Origin of the sequence: Ectopseudomonas khazarica, from assembly GCF_004521985.1 — a bacterium.
GTDB classification, from domain to species: Bacteria; Pseudomonadota; Gammaproteobacteria; order Pseudomonadales; family Pseudomonadaceae; genus Aquipseudomonas; species Aquipseudomonas khazarica.
Genome location: NZ_SBHZ01000001.1, coordinates 160010 through 186963, shown reverse-complemented (window position 1 = coordinate 186963; position 26954 = coordinate 160010). Strand labels below are relative to the sequence as shown.

The following is a 26954-nucleotide window of genomic DNA, read 5'->3' as shown; positions in this document are numbered from 1 at the left end:
CCAGTTTCTCTTTGATCGATACGCCCTACCAGTAGCGTCGCAGAAACGCTGCCGCCTGCTCGTAGTGCTCCAGCACCTCCGGCACCAGCCCGGCCATACGCAGGAAGTCATGGGTCATGCCACGGCATAGCCGGCTCTGCACGACCACACCCTGCTCGCGCAAATGCTCGGCATAAGCCAGGCCCTCATCCAGCAAAGGGTCGAACTCGGCGATCAGCAGAAGAGCCGGCGCACTGCCACGCAATTGCCCCTCAGCCAGCAACGGCGAGCAACGCCAGTCACGGCGCTGCGCCGGCTGTTCTGCATAGTGCTGGTAGAACCAGGCCAGTGTCGCGCTCTCCAGCAGATGCCCTTCGGCAAACAACTCCTGGGATTCACTGGTCTGGCGGGCGTCCACCGCCGGATAGAACAGCAGTTGCGCGCAGGGCTTTGCCTCCTGCGTGGCAGCCAGCTCGGCACAAACCACGCTGGCCAGGGTCGCGCCAGCACTGTCCCCCCCCAGGGCCACGCGTGCCGGGTCCAGGCCCAGCGCCAAACCGCCTTCTTGCAGCCAGTCCCAGGTATCGCGCACGTCCTCCAGGGCAGCGGGAAAGGGATGCTCCGGCGCCAGTCGATAGTCCAGCGCCAATACCGCGCACTGCGCGCTGATGGTCAATTGCCGACAGATCGCATCGTGCGAGTCCAGGCTGCCGATGCAATAACCGCCGCCATGCAGATAGATCAGCACTGGCAGCGCCGCACCGGCCTGCTCCGGCCGATACAGCCTTGCCGCCAGATGACCATGGCGCACCTGCGGCGAGACTTGCTCCACGGTACAGGGCGGAGCGAATGGTGGCAGGCTGCGCGAAGCGGCCTCGAACTCGGCACGCGCCTGTGCCACCGGCAACTCATGGGGAGCCGGCCGCCCTGCCCGCCGGCCCTCGTCGACCATATCGAGATAGGCGGCGATTTCCGCGTGCAGCTCGCCAGGTACATTAGAAAGGGCAACACTCATAGCGCGAACGCCTCCTGCGCGACCTGTGCGCAACAATGATCGATGACTGCCAGCAACTCCTCCTCGAAAGACGCCATGAAGCGCTCGATGCTGGAAGGACGAAACACCTGCCGACTGAACAGACAGCGCAGCGCCAACTCACCGTCGTGCACCTGGCCGACGATCTCCAGCCAGTTGTTCAGCGGCGCGCTCGCGGCATAGGCATCACCGGGCCGCTCATCGAGCAGGCTGAACAGGGCTTCGCCGTCGGCGCTCTGATCGAGCTGGCCCAGGTAGTTGAAAGTGACGCGCGGCTGCGCCTGTGCTGCCAGCCTGCTGCGCATCTGGCCATCGGCCAGATAACGCAACACACCGTAGCCGATGCCCTTGTTCGGCACCGCACGCAGGCGTTGGCGCAGCGCCGTGATGGCCTGGCCATAATCGCCCTCGCCAGCCTCCAGACGCACCGGGAACAGGCTGGTGAACCAGCCCAGGGTGCGGCTGTGGTCGAGGCCATCGAACAGATCCTCACGACCGTGCCCCTCCAACCCGACCAGCACCGCATGCTGCCCACTCCAGCCACACAGTGCGCGACCGAGGGCCGCCAGCAGCAGATCGTTGATCTGCGTGCGATAGGCTTGCGGTGCGACTTTGAGTAGCCGCGTGGTAGTGGTTCGATCCAGGCGCAGACTGATCCGCTCACGCAATGCCACCTGAGCACGACCGCGAGGGTTGTCGCGCGGTGGCTCGCCCAGCCCCTCGCTGGCAGTCTGCTGCAGCCAGTACGGCAGCTCCTCGCGCACGCTTGGCTGACAGGCGTAGGCCCTGAGACTTTGCGCCCAGTCTCGATAACTGCAGGAAGACGGCGGCAGATCCGGCGCTTCACCGCGCTGCAATGTTCCATAAAGCCGTTGCAGATCCTCCAGCAGAACCCGCCAGGACACACCGTCCACTCCCAGGTGATGGATCACCAGCAACAGTCGGCAGCTACCATCGGCCAACTGGCTGTAGACAGCCCGCAGCAAACGCCCCTGACCGATATCCAGGCTGCGCTGTGCACTGTTGGCCAGTGCCAGCGCCTCGTCGGCATCTGCCGGTTGCTGATGCCAGAGCAGCGGGTTGGTCTCCAGCCCCAGTTCATCGAGATTGCAGTAGCGCTGCCGCCACTGGCCGTCATCGTCCCTGGCGAAGGCCAGGCGCAGGCTGCCATGCTCGGCCAGCAGCAAGCGCAGCGCCTGCTCCAGGAGGCTTGCGTCCAGCGGTCGATGGCAAGCCAGCAGCAGGGCCTGGTTGAAATGGTCGGGTTCAGGCAGATGCTGGTCGAACAGCCACTGCTGGATCGGCAACAGGCTGAAGTGCTCTCCGTCCTCGGCCGCCTCCGTCACCAGCGTTGGCGTGAACGCGCTGGCCTGCTGCGGGCGCTCCAGCAAAGCCGCGATACTCTGGTACTGCAACAGGTCGCGTAAACGCAGCTCCAGGCCAAGTCCCTCGGCCTGACGGGCACGCGACACCACCTGCAGGCTGAGAATCGAGTCGCCCCCCAGGTCGAAGAAGTTATCGTGGATACCCACCTGCTCGACCTGCAGTACCTGCGCCCAGATATCAGCCAGGATACGCTCGGCTTCATTGCGCGGCGCGACATAACCCGCGCCCTGCCAGCTCGGCTCTGGCAGCGCCTTGCGGTCGATCTTGCCTGCCGGTGACAGCGGCATGCGCTCGAGTCTGAGGATCTGTGCCGGCACCATGTAGTCCGGTAGCTGCGCCCGCAGATCGCTGCGCAACGTGTCGCCATCGACCTCACCGACCACGTAGCCGATCAGTTGCTTGCCGCTGGCGCCTTCGCGAGCCACCACCACCGCTTCGCGCACCTGCGCGTGAGCCTGCAGGCGCGCCTCAATCTCGCCGAGCTCGATACGGAAACCGCGGATTTTCACCTGATGGTCGATACGCCCCACGTACTCAACGACGCCATCGGCGCGTCCGCGCACCAGATCGCCACTGCGATACAGACGCGCGCCCGGCTCGCCAAAGGGGTCGGCGACGAAACGCTCGGCGGTCAGCCCCGGGCGCTGGTGATAACCGCGCGCCAGCAGCTCACCGCCAATGTACAGCTCGCCAGCCACCCCCAGCGGTACCGGACGTAGCTGTGGGTCGAGGATGTACAGTCGGCGCGCGCCGACCGCCTGGCCGATAGGGGCATACGCCGCCTGGCAACGCGTGCTCGCATCGGCCTTCCACAGCAGCGGTGTGACCACGGTTTCGGTCGGCCCGTAACCGTTGATCAGGTGTTCGGCCTTGAGAGTACGGCGCGCCAGTTCGAAGGCGGCTTCAGGCACTGCATCGCCACCAAAGCAGTAGATGCGCATGCTCGGCACATGGCCAAGGTGCGCGGCCTGATCGGCCAATTGCAACAGGTAAGCCGGCGGGAAGGCCGCGACCGTGACCTGGTGCTCGCGCAGCTGCGCCAGGGTCTGCTCAGCACTCCACAATGCCTCCCCACGGATCAACAGACTGCCGCCATGGCTGAGGGTAGTGAGCCAGCGCTCATGGGCTCCGTCGAAGGCGAACGACATGAAGATCAGTTCGCGATCGTCCGGCGTCATGGCGTAACGCTCGCCGATGGCGCGGCAGTGCGCGGCGATCTGTCCATGCGCCACGGCCACGCCCTTGGGCTGGCCGGTGGAACCCGAGGTGTAGATCAGATACGCCAGGTTGCCAGGCTGCACGTTCACCTGGGGCAGCTCGCAGGATTCGGCAGACAGATCGAGCCAGTCCAGCTCCAGGCACACAACACCTTCAGGGACGGGCAGACGCTCACGCAGGCGGCTGTCGGTCAGCAACAAGGTGATACCCGCATCCCGCATCTGGAACGCCAGACGCTCACGCGGGTAGTCGGCGTCCAGCGGCACGTATGCGCCTCCCGCCTTGAGCACGGCGAGCAACGCCAGCGGCAGCTCGACACCACGCGGCAAGGCCAAGCCCACGCGCACTTCGGGGCCGACGCCGAAGGCCAGCAGGCGCCGGGCCAGGCGGTTGGAGTCCAGTTCCAGACGCTGACGGTCGAGGCTGACAGTCTCGTCGATCAGCACACAATCCTGCGGGCGCTGGCGGTTGTGTCGAGATATAGCCAGGTGTACCGGCTCGAATGCCGTCGGCAGCGATGCCTGACCGTGCAGACGATGGTGCGCCTCGTGTTCGAGCGTGCTCAGGCAATCGAGATCACCGAGGCATTGCTCGCCCCCCTGCAGCATGGCGGCGAGGATCTGCTCGAAGTTGGCGCGGATACGCAGCACCGCATCCTCATGAAAATGGCTGCGCAGGTACTGGTATTCGATCTCCATTCCCTCGCCCAGACGTACGGCCAGATCCATCGGCACGCTGGTCACGTCCTTGGACGCCAGCTCACCGAAGCGCGGCCCATCGCCACCACCGCGCCGCAACGCCTCATCCACCGGGTAGTTCTCGAACACGATGATGCTGTCGAACAGCGCCTGGCCGCCATGACCCGCCCAGCGCTGGATGTCGTACAGCGGCGTGTGCTCGTATTCGCGCACCTCCAGGTTGTAGGCCTGGAGTGCTCGCAGCCAGTCACCGAGCCCCGCATCCGCCGCTGGCGCCTGTACCACCGGCAAGGTGTTGATGAACAGCCCCAGCAACGTCTCGGCGCCCGCCAGGCCAGTGGGTCGCCCCGCGACGGTGGCGCCGAAAGTGACCCGCTGCTTGCCGGTGTAGCGCTGCAACAGCAGCAACCAGGCGCCCTGCAACAGGGTGTTGAGGGTCACGCGCTGCTGCCGGGCAAAGGCTCGCAAGCGCTCGGTCGCCGCAGCATCGTAATGGCTGTAGGTCACGCCATGGCCACTGTCTTCAGCGGGGCGCGGCAGGCTGTCGGCCAGCAAACAGGGTTCGTCCAGCCCGGTCAGGCGCTGCCGCCAGAACGCTTCGGCAGCGTCGCCATCCTGGCGCTGCAGCCAGGCGATGTAATCGGCGTAGCGTGCGACGGGCGCTGGCAGACGCTCGCCGGCATAGACCTGCAGCACTTCCTTGATCAGTTGCGCGCCGCTCCAGCCATCGGTGACCAGGTGGTGCATGGTCCACACCAGTTGCCAGCGCCCCTCACCCAGGGCCAGCAGGCTCATGCGCTGCAGCGGTGGCCGGGCCAGATCGAAGCCTTCGGCGCGATCACGCTCGGAGAAGGCGATGACATCCGTCTCGCCCTCGATCACCCGCACCTCGGCGGGCACCTGGCGCTGCACCACCTGCAAGGGCTGGCGCAGCCCGCCCTGCCAGAGAAAACCGCTGCGCAGCGTTTCGTGGCGCGCCACCACATGCGCCCAGGCCGCCTGCAAACGCGCCGGATCGAGCTGCTCGACCGCCACGCTGATCTGGTTCACGTAGAGCCCTGAGCCCGGGTTGTCGAGGGCATGGAACAGCATGCCCTGCTGCATGGGCGACAGCGGGTAGATATCTTCGATGACGGCGGCGGGCAAGTCGATGGCATCGAGCTGCGCCTGATCGAGACCAGCCAGAGGGAAGTCTGCCGGCGTCACGCCGCCCGCGCCCGGTGTCAGGCAATGGGCGATCAGGGCGCGCAGCTCGGTCAGGTAACGCTGCGCCAGTTGCATGACCGGCGCCTCGTCGAACATCTCGCGGCTGAAGGTAAAGCGCAGGCCCAGACGCGCATCGAGCACCTGACCATCGATGCTCAGCCAGTTGCCCAACGGCGCCTCAGCATCGCGGTTCGGCCCGGCGTTTTCGCCGGCCAGACGCAACAGGGCATCAGCGGCGAAGCTGGCATCGAATTGGCCCAGGTAGTTGAAGGTCACCCGTGGCTCGTGCAGCCCTTCCAGGCCCTGGCCGAGGTGGCGCAGCAGGCCATAGCCGATTCCCCCACGCGGCACCGCACGCAGTTGCTCCTTGACCGCCTTGATCGCCGCATCGGGTTCGCCCTCTGCATGTAAACGGAGCGGGTAAAGGCTGGTGAACCAACCCAGGGTACGGCTCAGGTCGATATCGTCGAACAATGTCTCGCGGCCATGGCCTTCCAGCAACACAGCGGCACTGCTCTGCCCGCTCCAAGCACACAGGGTACGAACCAGTGCAGTCAGCAGCAGGTCGTTGACCTGGGTGCGATAAGCAGCTGGAGCCTGTTGCAGCAGGGCACGCGTTTCGCCCTCGTCCAGTTCCAGGCGCAGGGTGTGGGCATGACGCTCGGTCAGGCTGGCATCGGTGCGGGCGCCTGGCAGGCTCGGCGCCTTGACCTCTAGCTGGGCACGCCAGTAATCCTGCTCGGTGGTCAGCTCGGGACTGGCGGCAAGCTCGACCAGACGCTGCGCCCAGCGCTTGAACGAACTGCTGCGCGGCGCCAGGGGCTGTCCCTCGTAATGCGCCTGCAGATCCTCCAGCAACACCCGCCAGGACACACCATCGATGACCAAGTGATGGACGACCAACAGCAAGCGCTGGCTGCCGTCAGCCATGCTGACCAGCATGGCGCGCAGCAGCGGGCCACACGCCAGGTCGAGGCTACGCTGTGCGACGGCGCAATGATGCTCCAGTTCACTGGCATCGGCCGCTTCACGCAGCCAGAGCACGTCGGCATCCACCAGTTCCGCATGCACGGCATGGCTACCATCGGCAGCGAAGTGCAAGCGCAGGGCATCGTGGTGCGTCTGCAACGCCGCCAGGGTTTCGCTCAGACGCCGCGCGTCCAACGCTTCGCGGCAGTGCAGCAGCACAGCCTGGTTCCAATGGGCGCGCTGCGCCATGGGAGTGGCGAAAAACAATCGCTGGATCGGCAGCAACGGCGTCTCGCCCTGCTCCGGCCCCTGCGCGGCCTCGCTTACCGCCTCACGAACAACAGAGGCCAGGGCACGTAGGCTCTGGTGCTGGAACATGTCCTTGGGGGTCAGTTGCAAACCAGCTTGGCGGGCACGGCTGACCACCTGAATGGAAACGATGGAGTCGCCACCCAGCTCGAAGAAACTGTCCTCACGCCCCACCTGGGCCACGCCCAGCACGCTTTGCCAGATATCGGCCAGTAGCCTCTCATGCGCCGTTTCTGGCGCCTGGTAATCCGCCTGAACGGTGCTGAACTCCGGCACCGGCAAAGCCTTGCGATCGAGCTTGCCATTCGGCGACAGCGGCATGGCCTCAAGCACCAGAATGCGCGCCGGCACCATGAACTCCGGCAATTGCTCAGCCAGCGCCTGGCGCAACTCCTCGCCGTCGCAACCGGCCACGGCATAGCCCACCAACTGCTTGCCCTGCGCTGTGTCACGCGCCACCACCACCGCCTCTTCCACCTGCGGATGTGCCTGCAGACGGGCTTCGATCTCACCCAACTCGATGCGCAGGCCACGGATTTTCACCTGATGGTCGATACGTCCGACGTACTCGATGGCGCCGTCCGCCCGCCAGCGCGCCAGGTCGCCGGTGCGATACAGCCGCCCGCCTGCACCGAACGGATCGGCGACGAAGCGCTCGGCGGTCAGCCCCGGTCGTGCGTGATAACCCCGCGCCAGGCCAACGCCGCCGATGTAGAGCTCACCCGCCACACCCTGCGGCACCGGCTCCAGCCAGGGGTCGAGGATGTACAACCGCAGGTTATCGATGGGCCGGCCGATGGGCACGATGTACCGTTCGTTTTCCTCGTCGCACGCCCAGTAGCTGACGTCGATGGCCGCCTCGGTGGGACCATAGAGGTTGTGCAGCTTGGCGCGGTGGCGCTGACGGAACTGCTGTTGCAGCTCGTAGGGCAACGCCTCGCCACTGCACATCACCTGCGTGAGTGAAGGGCAGTGTTCCAGCTCGCCCGAGGCGACGAACGCCTGCAACATCGAAGGTACGAAGTGCAGCACGCTGACCTCGCCCTGGTTGATTACCTGACGCAGTGCCAGCGGATCGCGGTGCGCGCCCGGCTCGGCTACCACCAGCCCAGCGCCGGTCAGCAGCGGCCAGAAGAACTCCCACACCGATACATCGAAGCTGAACGGCGTCTTCTGCAGCACGCGATCAGCCGGCGTCAGGCAGTACGCCTTCTGCATCCAATGCAGCCGGTTTATCAGCGCCTGATGGCTGTTGCCAGCGCCCTTGGGCTTGCCGGTCGAACCGGAGGTGTAGATCAGGTAGGCCAGGTTGTCCGGCGTACCCTGAATCGGCAGATCGCTCCCCTCCAGCCCCTCCACTTCTGACCAGTCGCTGTCCAGGCAGAACCTACGAGCGTTCGAGGCTGGCAGCGCATCACGCAGATGTGCCTGAGTCAGCAGCAGCGTCACGCCGCTGTCGTCCAGCATGTGCTGCAGACGCTCGTGCGGGTAATCCGGGTCCATCGGCACGTAGGCGCCACCGGCCTTGACGATGGCCAGCAGGGCCACCACCAGCTCGACGCTGCGCTCGGCCGCCACACCCACCAGTACGTCCGGGCCCACACCTTGAGCGCGCAACCAGCGTGCCAGCTGGTTGGCGCGCTGGTGCAGCTCGCGATAGCTCAGGCGCTGCGCGCCGAACTGCAGCGCCAGGGCGTCCGGGGTTTGCGCGGCCTGCTGCTGCAGCAGCGTTTGCAGTTGCACACCATCGGGGAACCCTGCCTCGGTGGCGTTCCAGCCACCAAGCAGCTGCTCGCGCTCCGCGTCTGCCAGCATCGACAGACGCCCCACCGGGCACTGCGGATCGGCAGCCAATGCCCCCAGCAAATTAACGAAGTGACCGCACAGGCGCTCGATGGTGGCTGCATCGAACAGATCGCTGGCATAGGCGAACTGCCCGCGCACAGCGCCCTCACGGTTCTCCTCGGTCTGCAGCATCAGGTCGAACTTGGCGATACCGGTCGACAGCTGCAGAGGCTCCAGCGTCAGTGCCTCACCATCGGCAGCGGGGAGCTCGCACAAGGCATCCTGCGCACTAGGCAAATGGTTGTAGGCCACCTGAAACAGCGGATTGTGGCTCAGGCTGCGTTCAGGTTGCAGGGTTTCCACCAAGCGCTCGAAGGGCAGTTCCTGATGAGCCTGTGCATCCAGGACGGCCTGGCGTACCGCACCGAGCAGATCGACGAAAGAAGCATGTTCCTCGACTTCACCGCACAGCACCTGGGTATTGACGAAAAAACCCACCAGGCGCTCGCACTCGGCCCTACCACGGTTGGCCACCGGCACGCCGATACGCAGTTCGCGCTGGCCGCTGTAGCGCACCAGCAGCACCTCGAATGCCGCCAGCAGCACCATGAACAGGCTTGCACCCTGGCCACGTGCCAGGCTGCGCAGCTCGCTCACCAACGCCGTAGGCAGTTGAAAGTCCAGCGTGGCGCCACGGTAACTCTGCTGCGGCGGACGCGGTCGATCGCTGGGCAGGGTCAGCAGCAGCGACGGATCGCCGATATGTTGCGTCCAGTAATCGAGCTGACGCTGCTCCTCCCCGGCCGCCATCCACAGGCGCTGCCAGCGAGCATGGTCAGCGTACTGAATCGGCAGCGGCGGCAGGCTGGCACCACGACCAGTGACGCAGGCGCCATAGAGGTTGGCGAACTCGTCGATCAGCACGCCCATCGACCAACCATCGGAGACGATATGATGCAGGTTCAGCAGCAGCAGGTGCTCGCTATCGCTGAGTCGCAGCAGGTGCAGGCGCAGCAACGGGCCATTGGCGAGATCGAAAGGCTGTCGCGCCAACTGTTCCAGACGCACACGTGCGGCGTCCTCACGCTGGCCTGCCGGCAGTTCCGCAAAGTCTTCTTCCAGCATGGCCAGAGGCAAGGTCGGCAGGATCACCTGCAACGGCTCGCCACCTTCTTCGCGAAACAGCGTGCGCAGACTCTCATGGCGCGCCACCAATGCCTCGAAAGCCTGGCGCAGGGCCTTAGGATCCAGCGTGCCGCGCAAGCGCAGGGCCGCCGGAATGTTGTAGGCCGCACTGTGCGGCTCCATCTGCCAGAGGAACCACAGGCGGCTCTGCGCCGGTGACAATGGCGCACGCTCACAGGGCTGACGCATGATCGGCAGGCGTTCCAGGCTAACGCCCTTCTCCCGCAGTTGTTGCAGGAAAGTCAGTTGCTTCTCTTCGGGGAGCGCCGCCAGGCGTTCGGCAACGGTGCGCAGTTGTGCATCCAGCATGGTCATCAGAGGCTCTCCAACTCGCCCAGCAATTCATCCATCAGCTCCAGCTCGGCCTCTTGCGAGGGCGCATTGTCCCGTTGCGCCTGCAGGTGGCTTGCCAACGCCTGGATGGAACTCAACTCGAACAATGCGTGCAGCGGCAACGTCACTCCCAGACGATTGCGCAGGGTCATGCCGACCTGAGTCAGCAACAGAGAATGTCCGCCCAGTTCGAAGAAATCGTCGTTGATTCCGACCCGCTCGACCTGCAGCACCTGCGTCCAGATCGCCGCCAGCTCACGCTCCAGGTCATTGCGGGGCGCCACGTAACCGACTGCCGAGGTACCGAACTCCGGCACCGGCAAAGCCTTGCGATCAAGCTTGCCATTCGGCGACAGCGGCATGGCCTCAAGCACCAGGATACGCGCCGGCACCATGAACTCCGGCAATTGCTCAGCCAGCGCCTGGCGCAACTCCTCGCCGTCGCAACCGGCCACGGCATAGCCCACCAGCTGCTTGCCTTGCGCTGTGTCACGCGCCACCACCACCGCCTCTTCCACCTGCGGATGTGCCTGCAGACGGGCTTCGATCTCACCCAACTCGATGCGCAGGCCACGGATTTTCACCTGATGGTCGATACGTCCGACGTACTCGATGGCGCCGTCCGCCCGCCAGCGCGCCAGGTCGCCGGTGCGATACAGCCGCCCGCCTGCACCGAACGGATCGGCGACGAAGCGCTCGGCGGTCAGCCCCGGTCGTGCGTGATAACCCCGCGCCAGACCAACGCCGCCGATGTAGAGCTCACCCGCCACACCCTGCGGCACCGGCTCCAGCCAGGGGTCGAGGATGTACAGCCGCAGGTTGTCGATGGGCCGGCCGATGGGCACGATGTGCCGTTCGTTTTCCTCGTCGCACGCCCAGTAGCTGACGTCGATGGCCGCCTCGGTGGGGCCATAGAGGTTGTGCAGCTTGGCGCGGTGGCGCTGACGGAACTGCTGTTGCAGCTCGTAGGGCAACGCCTCGCCACTGCACATCACCTGCGTGAGTGAAGGGCAGTGTTCCAGCTCGCCCGAGGCGACGAACGCCTGCAACATCGAAGGTACGAAGTGCAGCACGCTGACCTCGCCCTGGTTGATTACCTGACGCAGTGCCAGCGGATCGCGGTGCGCGCCTGGCTCGGCTACCACCAGCCCAGCGCCGGTCAGCAGCGGCCAGAAGAACTCCCACACCGATACATCGAAGCTGAACGGCGTCTTCTGCAGCACGCGATCAGCCGGCGTCAGGCAGTACGCCTTCTGCATCCAATGCAGCCGGTTTATCAGCGCCTGGTGGCTGTTGCCAGCGCCCTTGGGCTTGCCGGTCGAACCGGAGGTGTAGATCAGGTAGGCCAGGTTGTCCGGCGTGCCCTGAATCGGCAGATCGCTCCCCTCCAGCCCCTCCACTTCCGACCAGTCGCTGTCCAGGCAGAACCTACGGGCGTTCGAGGCCGGCAGCGCATCACGCAGATGTGCCTGAGTCAGCAGCAGCGTCACGCCGCTGTCGTCCAGCATGTGCTGCAGGCGCTCGTGCGGGTAATCCGGGTCCATCGGCACGTAGGCGCCGCCGGCCTTGACGATGGCCAGCAAGGCCACCACCAGCTCGACGCTGCGCTCGGCCGCCACACCCACCAGTACGTCCGGGCCCACACCTTGAGCGCGCAACCAGCGTGCCAGCTGATTGGCCCGCTGGTGCAGCTCGCGATAGCTCAGGCGCTGCGCGCCGAACTGCAGCGCCAGGGCGTCCGGGGTTTGCGCGGCCTGCTGCTGCAGCAGCGCTTGCAGTTGCACACCATCGGGGAACGCCGCCTCGGTGGCGTTCCAGCCACCAAGCAGTTGCTCGCGCTCCGCGCCTGCCAGCATCGACAAATCCCCCAGACGGCGCTCGGCACTCTCGGCCATCGCCAGCAGCAAGCGCTCGAAGTGCTCACGCAGGCGCTCCACCTGACTGGACGCCAGGCGGTCGGCACGGTAGGCGTAACGGATATCCAGGCACTCGTCAGCACTGGCCACCAGGGCCAGGGCGAAATGGGTGCTCTCGACCGGGCGCTGGCCGAGTACGCGCAGGCTGTCACCGCCGCCAGCAAGCGCACTGTCCATGGGGAAATTCTCGAACACCAGAATGCTGTCGAACAACGCCTGGCCCGGCTTCCCGGCCCAGCGCTGGATATCGTGCAACGGGCTGTGCTCGAACTCGCGAACGTGCAGGTTGAGCGCTTGCAGATCTCGCAACCAGTCGCCAACGGCCCATTGCGGCTGGATTTCATGGGCAATCGGCAAGGTATTGATGAACAGACCGAGCAGGCTCTGTGCACTCGGTAGCTCAGCCGGACGCCCGGCGACGGTGGCGCCGAAGCAGGGTCTCGCCTGCCCGGTGTAGCGCTGTAGAAGCAGCAGCCAGGCACCCTGCAACAGGGTGTTGAGAGTCACACGCTGGGCCTGGGCAAATTGCTGCAGACCTCGGGTCAGCTCGGCGCTCAAACGGCCGTGCACCTCACGCGCTGGCTCTGCGGCAGCATGCCCCAACGCACCAGCCAGCAGGGTCGGTTCGTCGAACGAGACCAGGCGCTCGCGCCAGAAGCGCTCACCGGCGGCGGCGTCCCGAGTTTGCAGCCAGTTGATGTAGTCGCGGTACTGGCCGAACTGCGCCGGCAGCGTTTCACCCCGGTAGAGTGCCAGCACCTCACCCACTTGCCGAGCGCTGCTCCAGCCATCGGAGATCAGGTGGTGGCAGGTCCACAGCAGGTGGTAGTGGCGCTCCCCCAGGCGCACCAGGGTCAGGCGCTGCAGCGGCGGTATAGCGAGGTCGAAGCCTTCAGCACGCTCGGCCGCGGCCAGCGCATCCAGTGCTTCGGGCTCGGCGGCCTGCGTGCGCCAGTCGTGTTCACGTACGGGTAGCTCGGCATGACGCAGCACGAACTGCAACGGCACACCCCCTTCGGTGAGCACGAAGCCGCTGCGCAGCACGGCATGACGCGCCACAACCTGCTGCCACGCGGCGATGAAACGCGGTGCATCCAGCCCCTCCAGGTCGACCCGCAACTGATTGACGTAAAGACCGGAGCCCGGCATGTCGAGCGCATGGAACAACAGTCCCTGCTGCATGGGCGACAACGGATAGAGATCGTCCAGATCACTCACGGGTAGATCAAGACTGTCCAGCGTCGCCTGGTCCAGGCCAGCCAACGGTACGTCGCTCGGCGACAGACGCGGCGTGGCGATGCGCACATGGGCCAGCAGCTCGTGCAGCGAATCCTCCAGTCCCTGAACCAGAGCATCGATCGCCTCGTCCGGGAACATGGCCTGGCTGTAGGTCAGCTCCAACTCCAGACGCCCGCCCAGGATGCGACCATTGATCACCAGCCAGTTGCCCAGCGGGGCATTCTGCGGCTGGCTATGACCTGCCGATTCACTGGCAGGGCGCAGCACAGAATCGCCATCGAATTGCTGGTCGAACTGCCCCAGGTAGTTGAAGGTGACACGCGCCTGCCCCGCTGCACTCAGCACCAGACCGTGCTTGCTCAGGTGGCGCAGCACGCCATAGCCGATGCCGGCTCGAGGCACACCACGGATGCTTTCCTTAACCGCACGCAGTGCCTCACCCGGTTCGCCGGTCGGGCGCAGGCGCAGCGGGTAAAGGCAGGTGAACCAGCCAACGGTGCGCGACAGCTCCAGAGGTTCGCCGTCATCGAAGGCATCACGGCCATGGCCCTCCACTTCCAGCAGGGCCTCCTCGCTCCCCGTCCAGTTGCACAAGGCGCGACCGACAGCCGTCAGCAGGACGTCATTGATGCGCAGGCGCTGAGCGGCCAGGACCGGACCAAGAAGTTCGGAGGTGGCATCGCGGTCCAGAGCAATGTGGCGCTGCCGAGCCTCGCGCCAGGTGGCCGCCGCGTGGCCATCGGCCTGGGGAATCGCCGGGGCATCGGCCAGTTGCGCCAGCCAGTACGGCATTTCGGCGTCCAGTGCCGGACTCGTCGCCAGCGCCTGCTGGCGGGCAGCCCAGACGGCATGCGGGTCGCCTTCGGCCGGCAATACAGCTGGCTGCCCCGCGCGAATAGCACCATAGGCGGCGTGCAGATCTTCCAGCAGCACCCGCCAGGAGACGCCATCCACCGCCAGGTGATGAATCACCAGCAACAGGCGCTCGCCGCCCTCGTCCAGGCCGACGTGCATGGCACGCAGCAATGGGCCATTACGCAGATCCAGGCTGCGCTGGGCTTCGTCACACAGGCGCTCGAGCGTCTGCCGATCAGTTGCATGGCGGCGCCAGAGCAGCGTCAGGTCGAGTGCCCCCATGTCAGCGATACGCAGACGCGCTTGCTCACCATCCAAACGCAGACGCAACGCCGGGTGGCATTGCAGCAAGACATGCAGCGCACGCTCCAGTGCAGTGAGATCCAGCGGCTCGCTGGCCTCCAGCAGGATCGCCTGATTCCAGTGGTTGCGCAGCACAGCCGGTACACGCTCGAAGAAGCGAGCCTGCACCGGGGCCAGCGGCGCGCCACTGGCGGGCGGTGCGTTGACGGTGGCAGGCGTCGTGGCGACTTCCGACACCTCGCGTGCCTGCAGCCACTGCGCCAGTTGCCGCACGGTCTGCCGCTCGAACAACTGCTTGGGACTGAGCTTGAAACCCAGTTTGCGGATGCGCGCGATGATCTGCAGGCTGAGGATGGAATCACCACCCAACTCGAAGAAGTTGTCTTCGGCCCCGACCCGTTCGACCTTGAGCACCGCCTGCCAGATCGTCGCCAACTGGCTTTCCAGTTCGCTCAGCGGCACCTCCTCGCACGGTTTGCCAGCCATGTCCGGACGCGGCAGTGCCTGGCGATCGACCTTACCATTGGCAGTCAACGGTAAGGCCGGTAGCAGCATCAGTTGCGCCGGCAGCAGATAGTCCGGCACCTGGGCTGCCAACTCCTGGCGCAGCGCTTCGGCCTCCCCATCGGCCACACACCAGGCCAGCAGGCGCACGGGCCCATCGCCCGCGCTCTCGGCCAGCACCAGAGCATCATGCACACCCGGCAGGCGCTTGAGCACCTGCGCCAGCTCGGCCGGCTCCACCCGATAGCCGCGGATTTTCACCTGTTCGTCGAGGCGACCGAGGAATTCGATCTCACCATCGGCGCGCAGGCGCACGCGGTCGCCACTGCGGTAATAGCGCTCATCCTCAAGATGGATAAAACGCTCCGCTGTCAGCTGCGGCAGGCCCAGATAGCCGTCGGCCAGACCGGCACCGGCGATCAGCAGCTCACCCGGCACGCCAAGTGGCAGGCTGGCGAGCTGCTCGTCGACCACCCGCACCCGACTATTGGGCAGCGCCCGACCGATAGCTAGATTGCCCTGCGGCAAGGACTCACCGATGCGCCACTCATGGGTCAGCACACCCACTGTGGTTTCACTTGGGCCATAGTGGTTGACCACCCGCAAACCTGGCGCCAGCTCACGCACACGCGCCAGCAGTGGTGCGCCGCAGGCTTCGCCGCCGAGCACCAGCAGACGCAGCGGCAAGACCTCGACCGGCTGCGGCGCGGCGGCCAGCAGGCCGCTGAGATGGCTGGGCACGATCTTCAGCACGGCGACGGCACGAGCCTGAATGAAGGCGGCGAAACGCTCGGCATCGGCCACCTCCTCGGCGCTGGCCAGGCACAACCGCCCACCACTGCATAGCGCACCGAACAGGCTGGTATGGCCGAGATCGGCCGCCACCGACGACACCATCGCCCAGCCCTCCCCGGGCTGGCTGTCCAACCGTGTCAGCGCGCCCTGCACGTAGTTGGCCAGGGCACCGTGGCTAACCACTACGCCTTTGGGCTGCCCCGTGGAGCCGGAAGTGAAGATCACATAGGCCGGACTGGCCGCGTCGATGACCACGGCAGGTGCCTGCGCTGCAAAGTCCGACGGCCCTCCGGCCTCGACCAGCATTGCCTGATCCGGGAAGAGCGCCGCGGTTTCACGCTCACTCACCAGCACGCAGCGCGCCCCACTCTCGGCCAGTAGTTGCTGCAGACGCGTACTCGGCAATGCCGGGTCGAACGGCACGTAGGCAGCACCTGACTTCAGCACCCCCAGAAGCATCAGCAGCCAGCGTGCGCCGCGCGCCTGGCAGAGCGCGACGCGCTCACCCGGGCCGACACCTTGGGCGCGCAAGGCATTGGCCAAACGGCTGGCCGCGGCGTCCAGCTCAGCATAACGGTATTGACCATCCCAGGCCTCGACTGCCATTTCGCCCGGGCGTGCCACGCACTGTCGGTTGAACAACTGCAGCACATCAGCGGACGGCCACGGGCGGCGCTCGCCGGACAGTTCCGAACGCAGTTCGGCTGGGACCAGAGTCAGTTGTTCGAGTGGCTCGGATGGCCGGGCACAGAGTTGTTCCAGTTGCCAGGTGAAGGTAGCGACGATGCGTGCCACCGTGCTGACGTCGAACAGATCCTGGGCAAAGACGAAGCTGCCACGCAGATGGCCGTCCTCGCTGGCCTCGGCCATGTCCAGGGCCAGATCGAAACGCGCACCGTACTGCTGTTCACTGAACAGTTGCAGCTTCAGCGGGCCGGCATCCGGCAGGCGGCTGACGTCGAAGCCGAAGTTGAACTTGACCTGCGCCAGAGGATTCCAGGCCAGGCTGCGCTCCGGTTGCAGCGCCTCGACCAGTTGCTCGAAGGGCACATCCTGATGTGCCTGGGCACCCAGTGCCAACGGCTTGAGCGCAGCCAGCAGATCGCTGAAGGAAGCCTGCACATCGACTCGGCAGGGGTAGACCAGGGTGTTGACGAAGAAGCCGATCAGCCCTTCGGTTTCCAGTTGCTGGCGGTTGGCGACCGGCACCGCGACACGCAGATCAGCCTGGCCGCTGCAACTGCGCAGCAAGACGCCATAGGCGCCCAACAGCAACATGAACAAGGTGACGTCGTGGCTGCGCGCCAACGCCCTCAGGCGCTCGCTCAGCGCCGCATCCAGCTCGAAGCTGAGACTGCCGCCACGGTAGCTCTGCTGCGCCGGACGCGGGCGGTCGCATGCCAGGTCGAGGCGCGGATTGTCATGCCCCAGTTGCTGCACCCACCAGGCCAGTTGTCGCTCACCCTCGCCATCGGCGAGCAGGCTACGCTGCCACTGGGCGTAGTCGGCGTACTGCACCGGCAGCGCCGGCAGCGCCGCCTGGTTGCCTACCAGCGCGGCACTGTAAAGCGCGGCGAATTCATCCATCAGCACACGGATCGACCAACCGTCGGAGACGATATGGTGCAGGGTCAACAGCAGCACATGATCCTCTGCGGCCAGGCGCAGCAGCGTCAGACGCAGCAGCGGGCCGTCACGCAGGTCGAACGGGCGCCCGGCTTCCTCTTCGGCCAGGCGATGCGCCTGGGCCTCGGCATCGCCGTGGGCGGACAGATCCAGGCGCACCATGGGCAGTTCCAGCCGCGCATGGATGACCTGGCACGGCTCGCCCTCACGCTCGTCGAAGGTGGTACGCAGTGTCTCGTGACGCGCCATCAATCCCGCGAATGCCTGGCGCAACGCGCCCTCGTCCAGCGCGCCGCGCAGGCGCAGGGCGCCAGGGACATTGTAGGCAGCACTGTGCGGTTCCATCTGCCAGAAGAACCACAAGCGCGCCTGCGCCGGGGACAGCGGTAGCGCGCCATCACGCGGCACAGTGCGCAATGGCGGGCGGCTGTCGCGCTCGCCGAGCGCCACCACAGCGGCGGTGAAGGCATCCAGCCGCGAGGCCTCGAAGATCATCGGCAGCGGACACTCGACGGCGAGGAGTTGGCGTATCCGCGATACCAGCCGGGTCGCCAGCAGCGAATGACCACCGAGTTCGAAGAAATCATCCTCACGGCCGACTCGCGGCAGCTCGAGCAACTCGGCCCAAAGCGCTGCAAGCTGGCTTTCCAGGCCCTCGCGCGGCGCGCTGTAGTCGTCATTGACGTCCGCCACTTCGGGCAAGGCCTTGCGGTCGATCTTGCCATTGACGTTCAGCGGCAACTGAGCCAGCGCGATGATCTGCGTGGGCACCATGTACTCGGGCAGTTGCTCGCGCAGCGCTGTCTTGAGCGCGTCGGTCGCCTGCAGCGGCGCCACGTAGGCCACCAGCCGGCGCCCTGCCATACCGTCGCGACAGACCACGGCCGCTTCGCTGACCCCATCGAGCATGCGCAGGCGTGCTTCGATCTCGCCGGGCTCGATACGGAAGCCGCGAATCTTGACTTGCTGATCGACGCGCCCGAGGTAATCGAACGAGCCATCTTCACGCCAACGCACACGGTCGCCGGTACGGTAGAGACGCCCACCCGTCATGCCGAAGGGATCGGCGACGAAGCGCTCGGCGGTCATCCCAGGACGCTGGTGATAACCGCGTGCCAGCAACTCACCGCCGATGTACAGCTCGCCGACCACACCGCGCGGCAGCGGTTGCAGGTGCTCGTCGAGTACGTACAGGTCTCTAGCGCCCACTGCCTCGCCGATGGGCGCATAAGCGGCACCACAACGGCTGGTAGCATCGGCCTTCCACAACAGGGGCGTGACCACCGTTTCGGTAGGCCCATAGCCATTGATCAGGTGTTCCGCCTTGAGGCTGCGCCGCGCCAATTCGAATGCTGCCTCGGGCACCGCGTCACCACCGAAGCAATAGATGCGCATGCTCGGCGCATGGCCAAGGCGTGCTGCCTGTTCGGCCAGTTGCTGCAGGAAGGCCGGCGGGAAGGCCGCAACCGTCACCTGATGCAGCTTGAGGCGTTCCAGGGTCTGCTCCGGCGTCCACAACGCAGCACCGCGGATCAGCAGACTGGCGCCGTGGCTCAGTGCAGTTAGCCAACGCTCGTGAGCCCCGTCGAAAGCAAACGACATGAAGATCAGCTCGCGGTCACTCGGTCGCATCGCATAACGCTCACCGATGGCGCGGCAGTGTGCGGCGATTTCGCCATGCGCTACAGCAACGCCCTTGGGCTGGCCAGTGGAGCCGGAGGTGTAGATCAGATAGGCCAGGTTGGCCGGGTGAACCCGTGAAGCGGGGCATTGCGCCGGCCAGGCGGCATCATCGAAACGGTCTAGATCCAGGCGCTGCACCGAATCGCCAATCGGCAGCTGCTCGGCCAGCGCGGACTGACTGATCAACCAGCCGATACCGGCATCCTCGATCAGCCAGGCCAGGCGTTCGCGGGGATGATCCACATCCAGCGGCACATAGGCGCCGCCGGCCTTCATCACGGCCAACAGGGCCAGAGGAATATCCACGCCGCGCGGCAAGGCCACGCCAACCCGTGCCTCGGGGCCGACACCCGCCGCGACCAGAGCCTGGGCCAGGCGGTTGGCGCGCGCATCCAGTTCAGCGAAGCTCAGGCTGCGTTGCTCATCCTGCAGCGCGATGGCCTCCGGCTGGGCGGCAGCCTGGGCTGCGATAACCGTCGCCAGCGGCTCGAAAGCCTCAGCACTGGCCGGTACTGCACGGCGCCACAGCGCTTCGTCGAGCCAGGCACCCGCCTGCAACGGCGCATCCGCCGGCTGCTTCGGCAGTGCACGCAGCAGCGCGAGGAACTGCTCGGCCATGCACGCCATACCGGTAGCACGATAGCGCTCGGCAGCGTAGCAGAAGCTCAGCTCGAGGCCGGCCTGGCTCTCGCGTACGCGCAACACCAGGTCGAAGGGGGTTTCCAGATCGATCTGACGCAGGCTTTCCACGTTCAGCCCCTGCAATGCCACCGTTCCCCGTACCTGATGGTCGAACGCCACCTGGCAGAGTGGATGGCGACCGTGACTGCGATCTGGCTGCAACGCCTGCACCAGTTGCTCGAACGGCAGATCCTGATGAGCCTGGGCATCCAGCAACCCATCGCGCACCTGGCGCAACAGCGCACTCAGGCTCGGGTTGGTCGAAAGGTCGCAGCGCAACACCAGCAGATTGACGAAGAACCCAACCAGACGTTCGCTGGCGAGCTGTTCACGCCCGGCCTGGGTAAGACCGATGCGCAGATCCTGCTGCCCAGTAAAGCGCTGCAACAACAGGTTGAACGCCGCCAGCAACAGCATGGCCAAGGTCACACCGTGCTGCTGGGCCAGCTGACGCAACTCCCCGCTCAAGACGTCGTCGAGACGCTGCTCGATGAAGCCGGCACGACGTCCACTCTGGCGAGTCGTGTTGACCAAGGTGTATGGCAACTCAAGCGGCGGATGTTCCTGCCCAAGGTATGTGCGCCACCACTGCAGCAGTCGTGCGCTCGCTCCACCGTCCAGTACCTGCTGCTGAGCGGCGGTGATATCGACGTACTGATGGCTCAACTGCGGTAGCTGCGCAACCTCACCTTGCAGACGCGCCGCATAGCACGCCGAAAACTCCTCCAACAGCAGATTCAGCGAGGCGCCATCGGAGATGATGTGGTGCATGCAGAGCAGCAGCGCCTGACGGCCTTCGCCCAGGTGCTGCAGACGCAGACGTAGCAACGGGCCGCTGACCAGATCGAAGGTTTCGGCAGCGAATTGCAGCGCGTCGCCCTCGGCAGTGCTCGGCTGACCACTCAGATCGATCTGACTGAACGGCACCGGCGCGGCGTCGGTCAGGTTCAGGCGAACTTCGCCATCACTGTCCTCGACGAAACGGCTGCGCAGCGTCTCGTGACGCAATTGCAGATCGACGAATGCCTGTTGCACTGCGTCGACATTCAGCTCGCCGCGCACCGTCAGACCACCGGCGATGTGGTACAGCGGGCTGTGCGGCTCCAGCTTCCAGAGGAACCAAAGACGGCGCTGGGCCGGCGACAGCGGCAGCGTGCCATGGCGATCCAGACAGGTCACTTCGGCGCAGGCCGGTGTATCGACAACATGACTGGCCAGCGCAGCGACGAAAGCGCCCAACACCGGCGCCTCGAACAGCAGGCGCGGCTCCACTGCGCGGCCATGACGCTCACGCAGGCGTGCCAGTAACTGGGTCGCCCGCACCGAATCACCACCGAGGACAAAGAAGTGATCGTCACGTTCGACCGCCTCCACCTGCAGCACCTCGCACCAGAGAGCAGCCATGGCCTGCTCCGCCTCGCTCAGCCGAGCAGTGTTCACCCGATCGCCTTCCACCAGTTGCCCGGCACGCTGTACCGCATAAGCCGACAAGGTGCCATCAGCCAATTGCTGGCGGCATGCAGAGCGCTGCAGCTTGCCGCTGGAAGTCTTTGGCAACGCGCCCGGTTCCAGCAGCGCCACGAGCAGCGGTGCTTCCTGGAAACTGTCGGCGACGGCCGCCGAAATAGCCTTGATCAGCGCGGCAGCCGGTATCAACTTGCGCACACTGCGGCCAATCTCGGCGGCTATACCGATCCCCTCGCGACCGTTGTGCTCCACAGCGAATGCAGAGATACGGCCCTTGCGCACCACATCCACTTCTTCTTCGACACAGCGTTCCAGATCCTGCGGGTAGAGGTTCTGGCCACGCACGATGATCATGTCCTTGAGCCGCCCGGTGACGTACAGCTCATCGTTGTGCAGGAAGCCCAGGTCGCCGGTACGCAGCCAGACGCGCCCATCGCGCTCGACGAAAGCACGCTCACTGGCCTCGGGGTTGCGCCAATAGCCCTGCGCGACGCTGGGGCCACTGCTCCAGATCTCGCCAACCTGTCCAGGCCCCAGAGATGCGCCGCTGTGCGGGTCGACCAGTTGCACCTCATGCTCGGGCTGCAGGTGCCCGCAACTGACCAGCAAGGTGCCGCGGCCGGGGCGTCCCAGGTTACTGGCCAGTGCCGTCGGATCCACCTCCAGCAAACCGATACCTTTACCGCGTTGGCCACCGGCAACGAACAGGGTCGCCTCGGCGAGGCCGTAGGAGGCATAGAGCGCATCGGCATCGAACCCAACCCGCGCGAAGGTGGTAGCGAAGCGCTCCAGGGTGTCCGGACGAATCGGTTCGGAGCCGGAGAAAGCCAGGCGCCAGCGGCTCAGATCAAGCCCCTCCATGGCGCCCTCACCGATGCGTTCGCAGCACAGCCGGTAGGCGAAATCCGGGCCACCACTGACCGTACCGCCGTAACGGGAGATGGCCTCCAGCCAGCGGCGCGGACGCTCGAGGAAGTAGCGCGGCGACATCAGCACACAGGGAATACCGCTGTAGATCGGCTGCAGCAAACCACCGATCAGCCCCATGTCGTGAAACAGCGGCAGCCAGCTGACCATCACGTCATCGGCACAGATACCCAGGCCATGGCGAATCAACCGCTCGTTAGCTAGCAGGTTGCCATGGCAGACCTGCACCCCCTTTGGTGTCGAGGTGGAACCCGAGGTGTATTGCAGGAAGGCGATATGCGCATCGCTCAGCTCCGGCATCTGCCATGCCAGCCCCAGACCGGCCGGCGTGTGGTCAACGGCAAGCAGCTGCGGCGTGGCACCACCGACAACCTGACAGGCCGGACGCAGGGCGTCCAACAAACTGGAATCGGTGAGCACCAGGCTCGGCTCGGCGTCACCGAGAATGGCCTGCAAACGCGCCAGGTGCTGCGGCCTAACGGACTCGGGCGGATACGCCGGCACAGCGATGATGCCGGCATACAGGCAAGCAAAGAAGGAAACCACGTATTCCGTGCTGCTGTGCATCAGCAAAACGGCGCGATCACCGGGTTGACCATGCTGCAGCAACCAGACAGCCAGATCACGTGCGCGCTCATCCAGTGCACGGTAGGTCAGTGCTTCGTCCACCCCTTCAGCGATAAAACGCAGAGCGATATCGCGCGGCGTTTCAGCGGCACGCTGGACGAGCGCCTCAACCAGGTTGGTGGCAGCGTCGTAACGATCATTCATGGCATCACCTTGAATCGCGATGGGTGCACTGCACCCGCCGTGTGAAATGGAATATTCGGGTGCTCAGAGCAGATCCAGGCCATGGCCTTGCGCCATGGCCACAATGACCTTGCGCGGGCCACTGAAAGGCGTGCGCGCATGAGCAGTCAGCATGTTGTCGAGCATCAGCACATCGCCGCTGCACCAAGGAAAGCTGACCGTCGCTTCGGCCAATACGCCGCGGATGTCATCGAGCAGGGACTCCTCGATCGGGCTGCCATCGCCGTAATAGACATTGCGCGGCAGGTCCTCTTCGTCGACGATTTCCAGCAGGCTTTCGCGCACCTCGACGGGCAGGTTGGAGACGTGGAACAGATGCGCTTGGTTGAACCACACCCAGTCACCCGTGCGTGGATGACGGGCCACGGCCTGACAGAGCTGGCGAGTGCGCAGTTCACCGTCCTCCTTCCATTCGCATTCGATCTGGTGAGCCCGGCAGTAGGCCTCGACCACCGCACGATCACTGCTGTTGAACACCTGTTCCCAGGCAACGTCCAGACCATTGCCGTAGTTACGCACGTACATCAGCCCACGCTCACTGAAGCGCCGGCGAATCGTCTCACCGACCTGACGGTAGACCACCCGACTGTCTGCGATGGGCGTCTCCCCTCCACTCTGCGCGGCCTGCATGCAGTAGAACCAGATACGCATCGGCCACTCGCGGGTGTAGGCCTGCTCGTTGTGCAGCGGAATATGTTGATGCGGCGGATACTCGGTAGAGGTGTAGACGCCAGCGGTCACGTTACTGCGCGGCGTGGAGCCGAATTCGTAGTTCAACAACGGGTCGCCGAATGCGGCGGCGAACGCACGAAAACGCTCGGCTTCGCCCACCGCAAAACCGCGCAATAGCACTCCACCACAGCGTTCAAGGTGTTGATCGATCAGCTCGCGCAGCTCCTGCTGGCTCGCCAGCAGGTCGATTCCGTCCTCAGCCTGCACCAGCAGCGGTAAACCCTCACGCGACTCAGGCAAAGGCTTTATGGAGAAGAAAGTCATCGCATGCTCCTCTCAGGCCTCGATAGCCCGGAGATCCCGCCCACTCTCACGCAGCTTGCCGAACATGTATTCGAGCAACTGCTGTTCGCAGGCGTTGATGAAAAAATGATCGCCCTCGAACATCTCCAGAGAGAAGTCATCGGCGGTTTCGTCCTGCCAGGCCGCCAGCGCATCCATCGATACCCGATCCGCCTTGCCGCCAAGTACATGGATCGGGCAACCGAGCCGCGCACGGCGGTAGTAGCGATAACGGCCACACAGCAGAAAATCGGCGCGCAACACCGGCAGGGTCAGGCTGAGCATCTCCGCATCGTCAAATACGGCTGCGGGCGTTCCCCCCAGGGACCGCAGGCGCAGTAGCAGCTGCTCATCGCTCTGCTCTTGCGCCAGCTCTAGGTGGTTCTCACGGCGCGACGGCGCCGGCGCTGCCGAAGCGAACAGCGCCTGCGGAGCAGGCATGCCGAGCTGGCGCAGCGCATGGGCCAATTCGAAAGCCAGCAGGCCACCGAGACTGTGACCAAACAGGGCGTAGGGCTGTTTGAGCGACTCGCTCAACTCGGCCGCAAGCTGCTTGGCCAGCGCGTACATATCGGTCTGCAATGGCTCATTGAAACGCCGACCACGCCCTGGCAACTCCAGCGGCAACACCTCGACCGAAGCCGGCAATGAACGACGCCAACGCGCATAGGCCATCGCGCTGGCACCGGAATACGGCAGGCAGTACAGGTGCAGGCGGCCAGGCATCATCACCGCTCCACAGCCTCGCCGCTCATCACCTGACGCAAGCTCAGTGGGCGCATGTCGACCCACTCCCGCTCAACGTAGTCCAGACACTCCGCCTTGCTGCCTCGCTGCTCCGTCTCACGCCAGCCAGTGGGCACCGCCTTGTCGTCCGGCCACAGGGAATACTGCAGCTCGTGATTGACGAGAACCTTGAATGTCGCGTCGTCGCGATCAAATGCCATCTCTGCCTCCTTCTCGCCCGGGTTGGGCGGCTTTCCGATGAAGACGAAGGAGAGGAGCGAATAATTAGGATTAACTCATGAGATTAATTATCATGCGCGCCACTTGAGAAGGCATTCTCATCCGACTGAACGTTTTGATTTTTGATCGAGTCAGAGGCCACGTATGATTTGATAATAATTATCAACTACATTAGATTTGGCCGCCTCGATACCGGCGCAGGAACCGCCAGGCAGGGCGAAAGACCCGCGCAATGGATTCGCGTCAGATCTCCCCCATGTGGACGCCCATCACGCTCTGGCCGCATAGGAAACATCTCATGCCCAAGACGCTCCCCCCCCAGCAGCATATGGCCCTGCACGACCTGTTCGTCACCCGCAGGCAGACCTTCATCAACGCTGCGGCACGCATCCTCGGCTGCCGCAGCCACGCCGAAGATGTGGTGCACGACGCCTATATCAAGCTCAGCGCCGCGAGCATGGTCCCTAACATCCAGTCGCAGAGCAGTTACCTGTTACGCGTGGTGCGTAACCTGGCGATCGACCTCTATCGCCGCCAGGCTCTGGAGAAACGCTATGCCGGCAGCGAGGAAGAAGGCCTGTATATCGCTGCCCCTGGAGCCTCACCAGAGACCAGCCACGAGAGTCGAGAAACCTTGGAGATGCTCTCCTCGGCGTTGGCGCAGATGCCCGAGCGCACTCGCTACGCCTTCGAGATGTACAAACTGCACGGACGGACGCAGAACGACATTGCCAAGGAACTGGGGGTTTCACCGACCCTGGTGAACTTCATGGTGCGTGATGCACTGCTGCACTGCCGGCAAGCGCTCAAGCGCATCGAAAGCAAGGCACGCTGAAAGGAACGGGAAGATAAACGACGCGCCCGTTGGGGACTGGCAGATAGCCCTGCCAGAATCGAGCATAGCCAATCAAGGCCTCGTGATAACTGGCCTTGAGTATTTCGATATTCATTGCATACCCCCAAACGTACCCCGGCTTTCCAACCCGCAGCACCTACCCCCAGCGGGCTGCTGGAGACGTGACGAACCTAATTCTGATGTTCTTGACGCTTCTGGTGTTCCGCTCTGACCTAACGCCAGAAACTTCGGGGCTTGCAGCCATGAAACAGAATTGCGAGGAAGGCGGAATACGTGGTGTTCTGAACGCCAATGCCCGTACGCCCAGGCCCCAAGGCCCATCTGGCGAGGGCATTATTTGTGCGTGACGCACACCAAGCACGCAAATGATAATTTGTATCACTCGTATTTGACTGCTAAATTACTCCGGCCGCTTCTACCGACGCGCTCCATTCGCGAAGCTTCCGGATTCGATCGCCATGCACCCTGCCACCGACCTCGACGCCCTGCTCAAGTCCGTCGCCCTCTGCCTGCCAGGCTTGAACGGCAACGTGGCTCCCGTGCGCAGCGACCAGCTCCTGTGCGGAGGCCAGGGCAATCAGGAGCGCATCGCCGCGCTGCATGACTACTGGCAGCATGCCCACCCCGAGGCCGGGCGACACTACTGGTCCACCCGCTGCTGGACCCTGCTGATCTGGCAACCCATCTACCTCAGCCTGCTGGCCGCTCACCTGGAGCGCCGCGTGCCCTGCCTGAAGCGAATGGGGCAGTCGATCCAGCAGGGCTTCGTCGGTGGTTTCAACCTTCCGCCTGATTGCGCGCTGTGCACAGGCGACCGGAAACTGGTCGAGAACGCAGCTGAACGACTGATGAACCTGCTGGAACATCAGCTCGAGGAGTTCAACAGCGTCTCCACCATCTACCCCAAGCTGGCCCGCCTGCTGATCGCCGACTGCGCCCGCGCGGCACTGCTTCTGCTGCAACGCCACCAGAACCTGGGCAATGCACAGCTGCGCGAGCTGGAAGAACAGTGGCTGCAAGCACTGGGACTGCCAGGCAAGAGCCCGCTGATCGAAGTCAGCCTGGACGACGGTCGCCAGTGCCTGGCACTGGGGCGCAATGCCTGCTGCCAACACTTTCGTCGCGCCGATGGCGAGCCCTGTGCCGGCTGTCCAAGACTGAAACCCGCCGAGCGCCTGCAGCGTTTTCGCGAAGAGCTGGTCTGCTGATGC

At 64.9% G+C, this 26954-nt stretch carries 8 protein-coding genes; 2 read left to right on the top strand and 6 right to left on the bottom strand.

Annotated elements, in window-relative coordinates; translation table 11 throughout:
- Window positions 1-25: 25 nt before the first annotated feature.
- The 6 genes from EPK82_RS00745 to EPK82_RS00720 form a co-directional block, all read right to left on the bottom strand.
- The gene (locus EPK82_RS00745; RefSeq protein ID WP_134675501.1) at window positions 26-994 is read right to left on the bottom strand and encodes an alpha/beta hydrolase; all 969 of its coding nucleotides are present in this window, start codon (window positions 992-994) and stop codon (window positions 26-28) included.
- Complete coding sequence (locus EPK82_RS00740; protein ID WP_134675500.1) at window positions 991-10083, bottom strand: non-ribosomal peptide synthetase; 9093 nt, start codon at window positions 10081-10083, stop codon at window positions 991-993. The genes EPK82_RS00745 and EPK82_RS00740 overlap by 4 nt, the downstream gene beginning before the upstream one ends.
- Window positions 10083-22868, bottom strand: coding sequence for a non-ribosomal peptide synthase/polyketide synthase (locus EPK82_RS00735; protein WP_134675499.1), 12786 nt, complete (start codon window positions 22866-22868; stop codon window positions 10083-10085). Before EPK82_RS00735 ends, EPK82_RS00740 begins: the two co-directional genes overlap by 1 nt.
- Window positions 22869-22931: 63 nt before the next feature.
- Entirely contained in the window at window positions 22932-23903 is a 972-nt protein-coding gene (locus EPK82_RS00730) for a TauD/TfdA family dioxygenase (protein ID WP_037055677.1), read from the bottom strand.
- A 12-nt stretch (window positions 23904-23915) separates the two neighbouring features.
- Window positions 23916-24647 (bottom strand): thioesterase II family protein, encoded by a 732-nt coding sequence (locus EPK82_RS00725; RefSeq protein WP_037055704.1) that lies wholly within the window; start codon window positions 24645-24647, stop codon window positions 23916-23918.
- 2 nt (window positions 24648-24649) lie between these two features.
- Window positions 24650-24868: an MbtH family protein gene (locus EPK82_RS00720; protein ID WP_037055675.1), complete on the bottom strand. Its 219-nt coding sequence runs from the start codon at window positions 24866-24868 to the stop codon at window positions 24650-24652.
- A 317-nt stretch (window positions 24869-25185) separates the two neighbouring features.
- Here EPK82_RS00720 and EPK82_RS00715 point away from each other — a divergent pair, with 317 nt between their 5' ends.
- Together EPK82_RS00715 and EPK82_RS00710 are read left to right on the top strand one after the other, a co-directional pair.
- Window positions 25186-25722 carry an RNA polymerase factor sigma-70 gene (locus EPK82_RS00715; RefSeq protein ID WP_051800647.1) on the top strand — a complete coding sequence of 179 codons (537 nt, stop codon included), beginning with the start codon at window positions 25186-25188 and terminating at the stop codon, window positions 25720-25722.
- Between the two features lie 479 nt (window positions 25723-26201).
- Window positions 26202-26951, top strand: a complete 750-nt coding sequence (locus EPK82_RS00710; protein WP_037055672.1) for a siderophore ferric iron reductase — start codon at window positions 26202-26204, stop codon at window positions 26949-26951.
- The last annotated feature ends 3 nt before the right edge of the window (window positions 26952-26954 follow it).

Bases quoted from the DNA above. Each gene is read 5' to 3' on its own strand.
- EPK82_RS00745 (WP_134675501.1), bottom strand. From the start codon at position 994: ATGAGTGTTGCCCTTTCTAATGTACCTGGCGAGCTGCACGCGGAAATC.
- EPK82_RS00740 (WP_134675500.1), bottom strand. From the start codon at position 10,083: ATGACCATGCTGGATGCACAACTGCGCACCGTTGCCGAACGCCTGGCG.
- EPK82_RS00735 (WP_134675499.1), bottom strand. From the start codon at position 22,868: ATGAATGATCGTTACGACGCTGCCACCAACCTGGTTGAGGCGCTCGTC.
- EPK82_RS00730 (WP_037055677.1), bottom strand. From the start codon at position 23,903: ATGACTTTCTTCTCCATAAAGCCTTTGCCTGAGTCGCGTGAGGGTTTA.
- EPK82_RS00725 (WP_037055704.1), bottom strand. From the start codon at position 24,647: ATGCCTGGCCGCCTGCACCTGTACTGCCTGCCGTATTCCGGTGCCAGC.
- EPK82_RS00720 (WP_037055675.1), bottom strand. From the start codon at position 24,868: ATGGCATTTGATCGCGACGACGCGACATTCAAGGTTCTCGTCAATCAC.
- EPK82_RS00715 (WP_051800647.1), top strand. From the start codon at position 25,186: ATGCCCAAGACGCTCCCCCCCCAGCAGCATATGGCCCTGCACGACCTG.
- EPK82_RS00710 (WP_037055672.1), top strand. From the start codon at position 26,202: ATGCACCCTGCCACCGACCTCGACGCCCTGCTCAAGTCCGTCGCCCTC.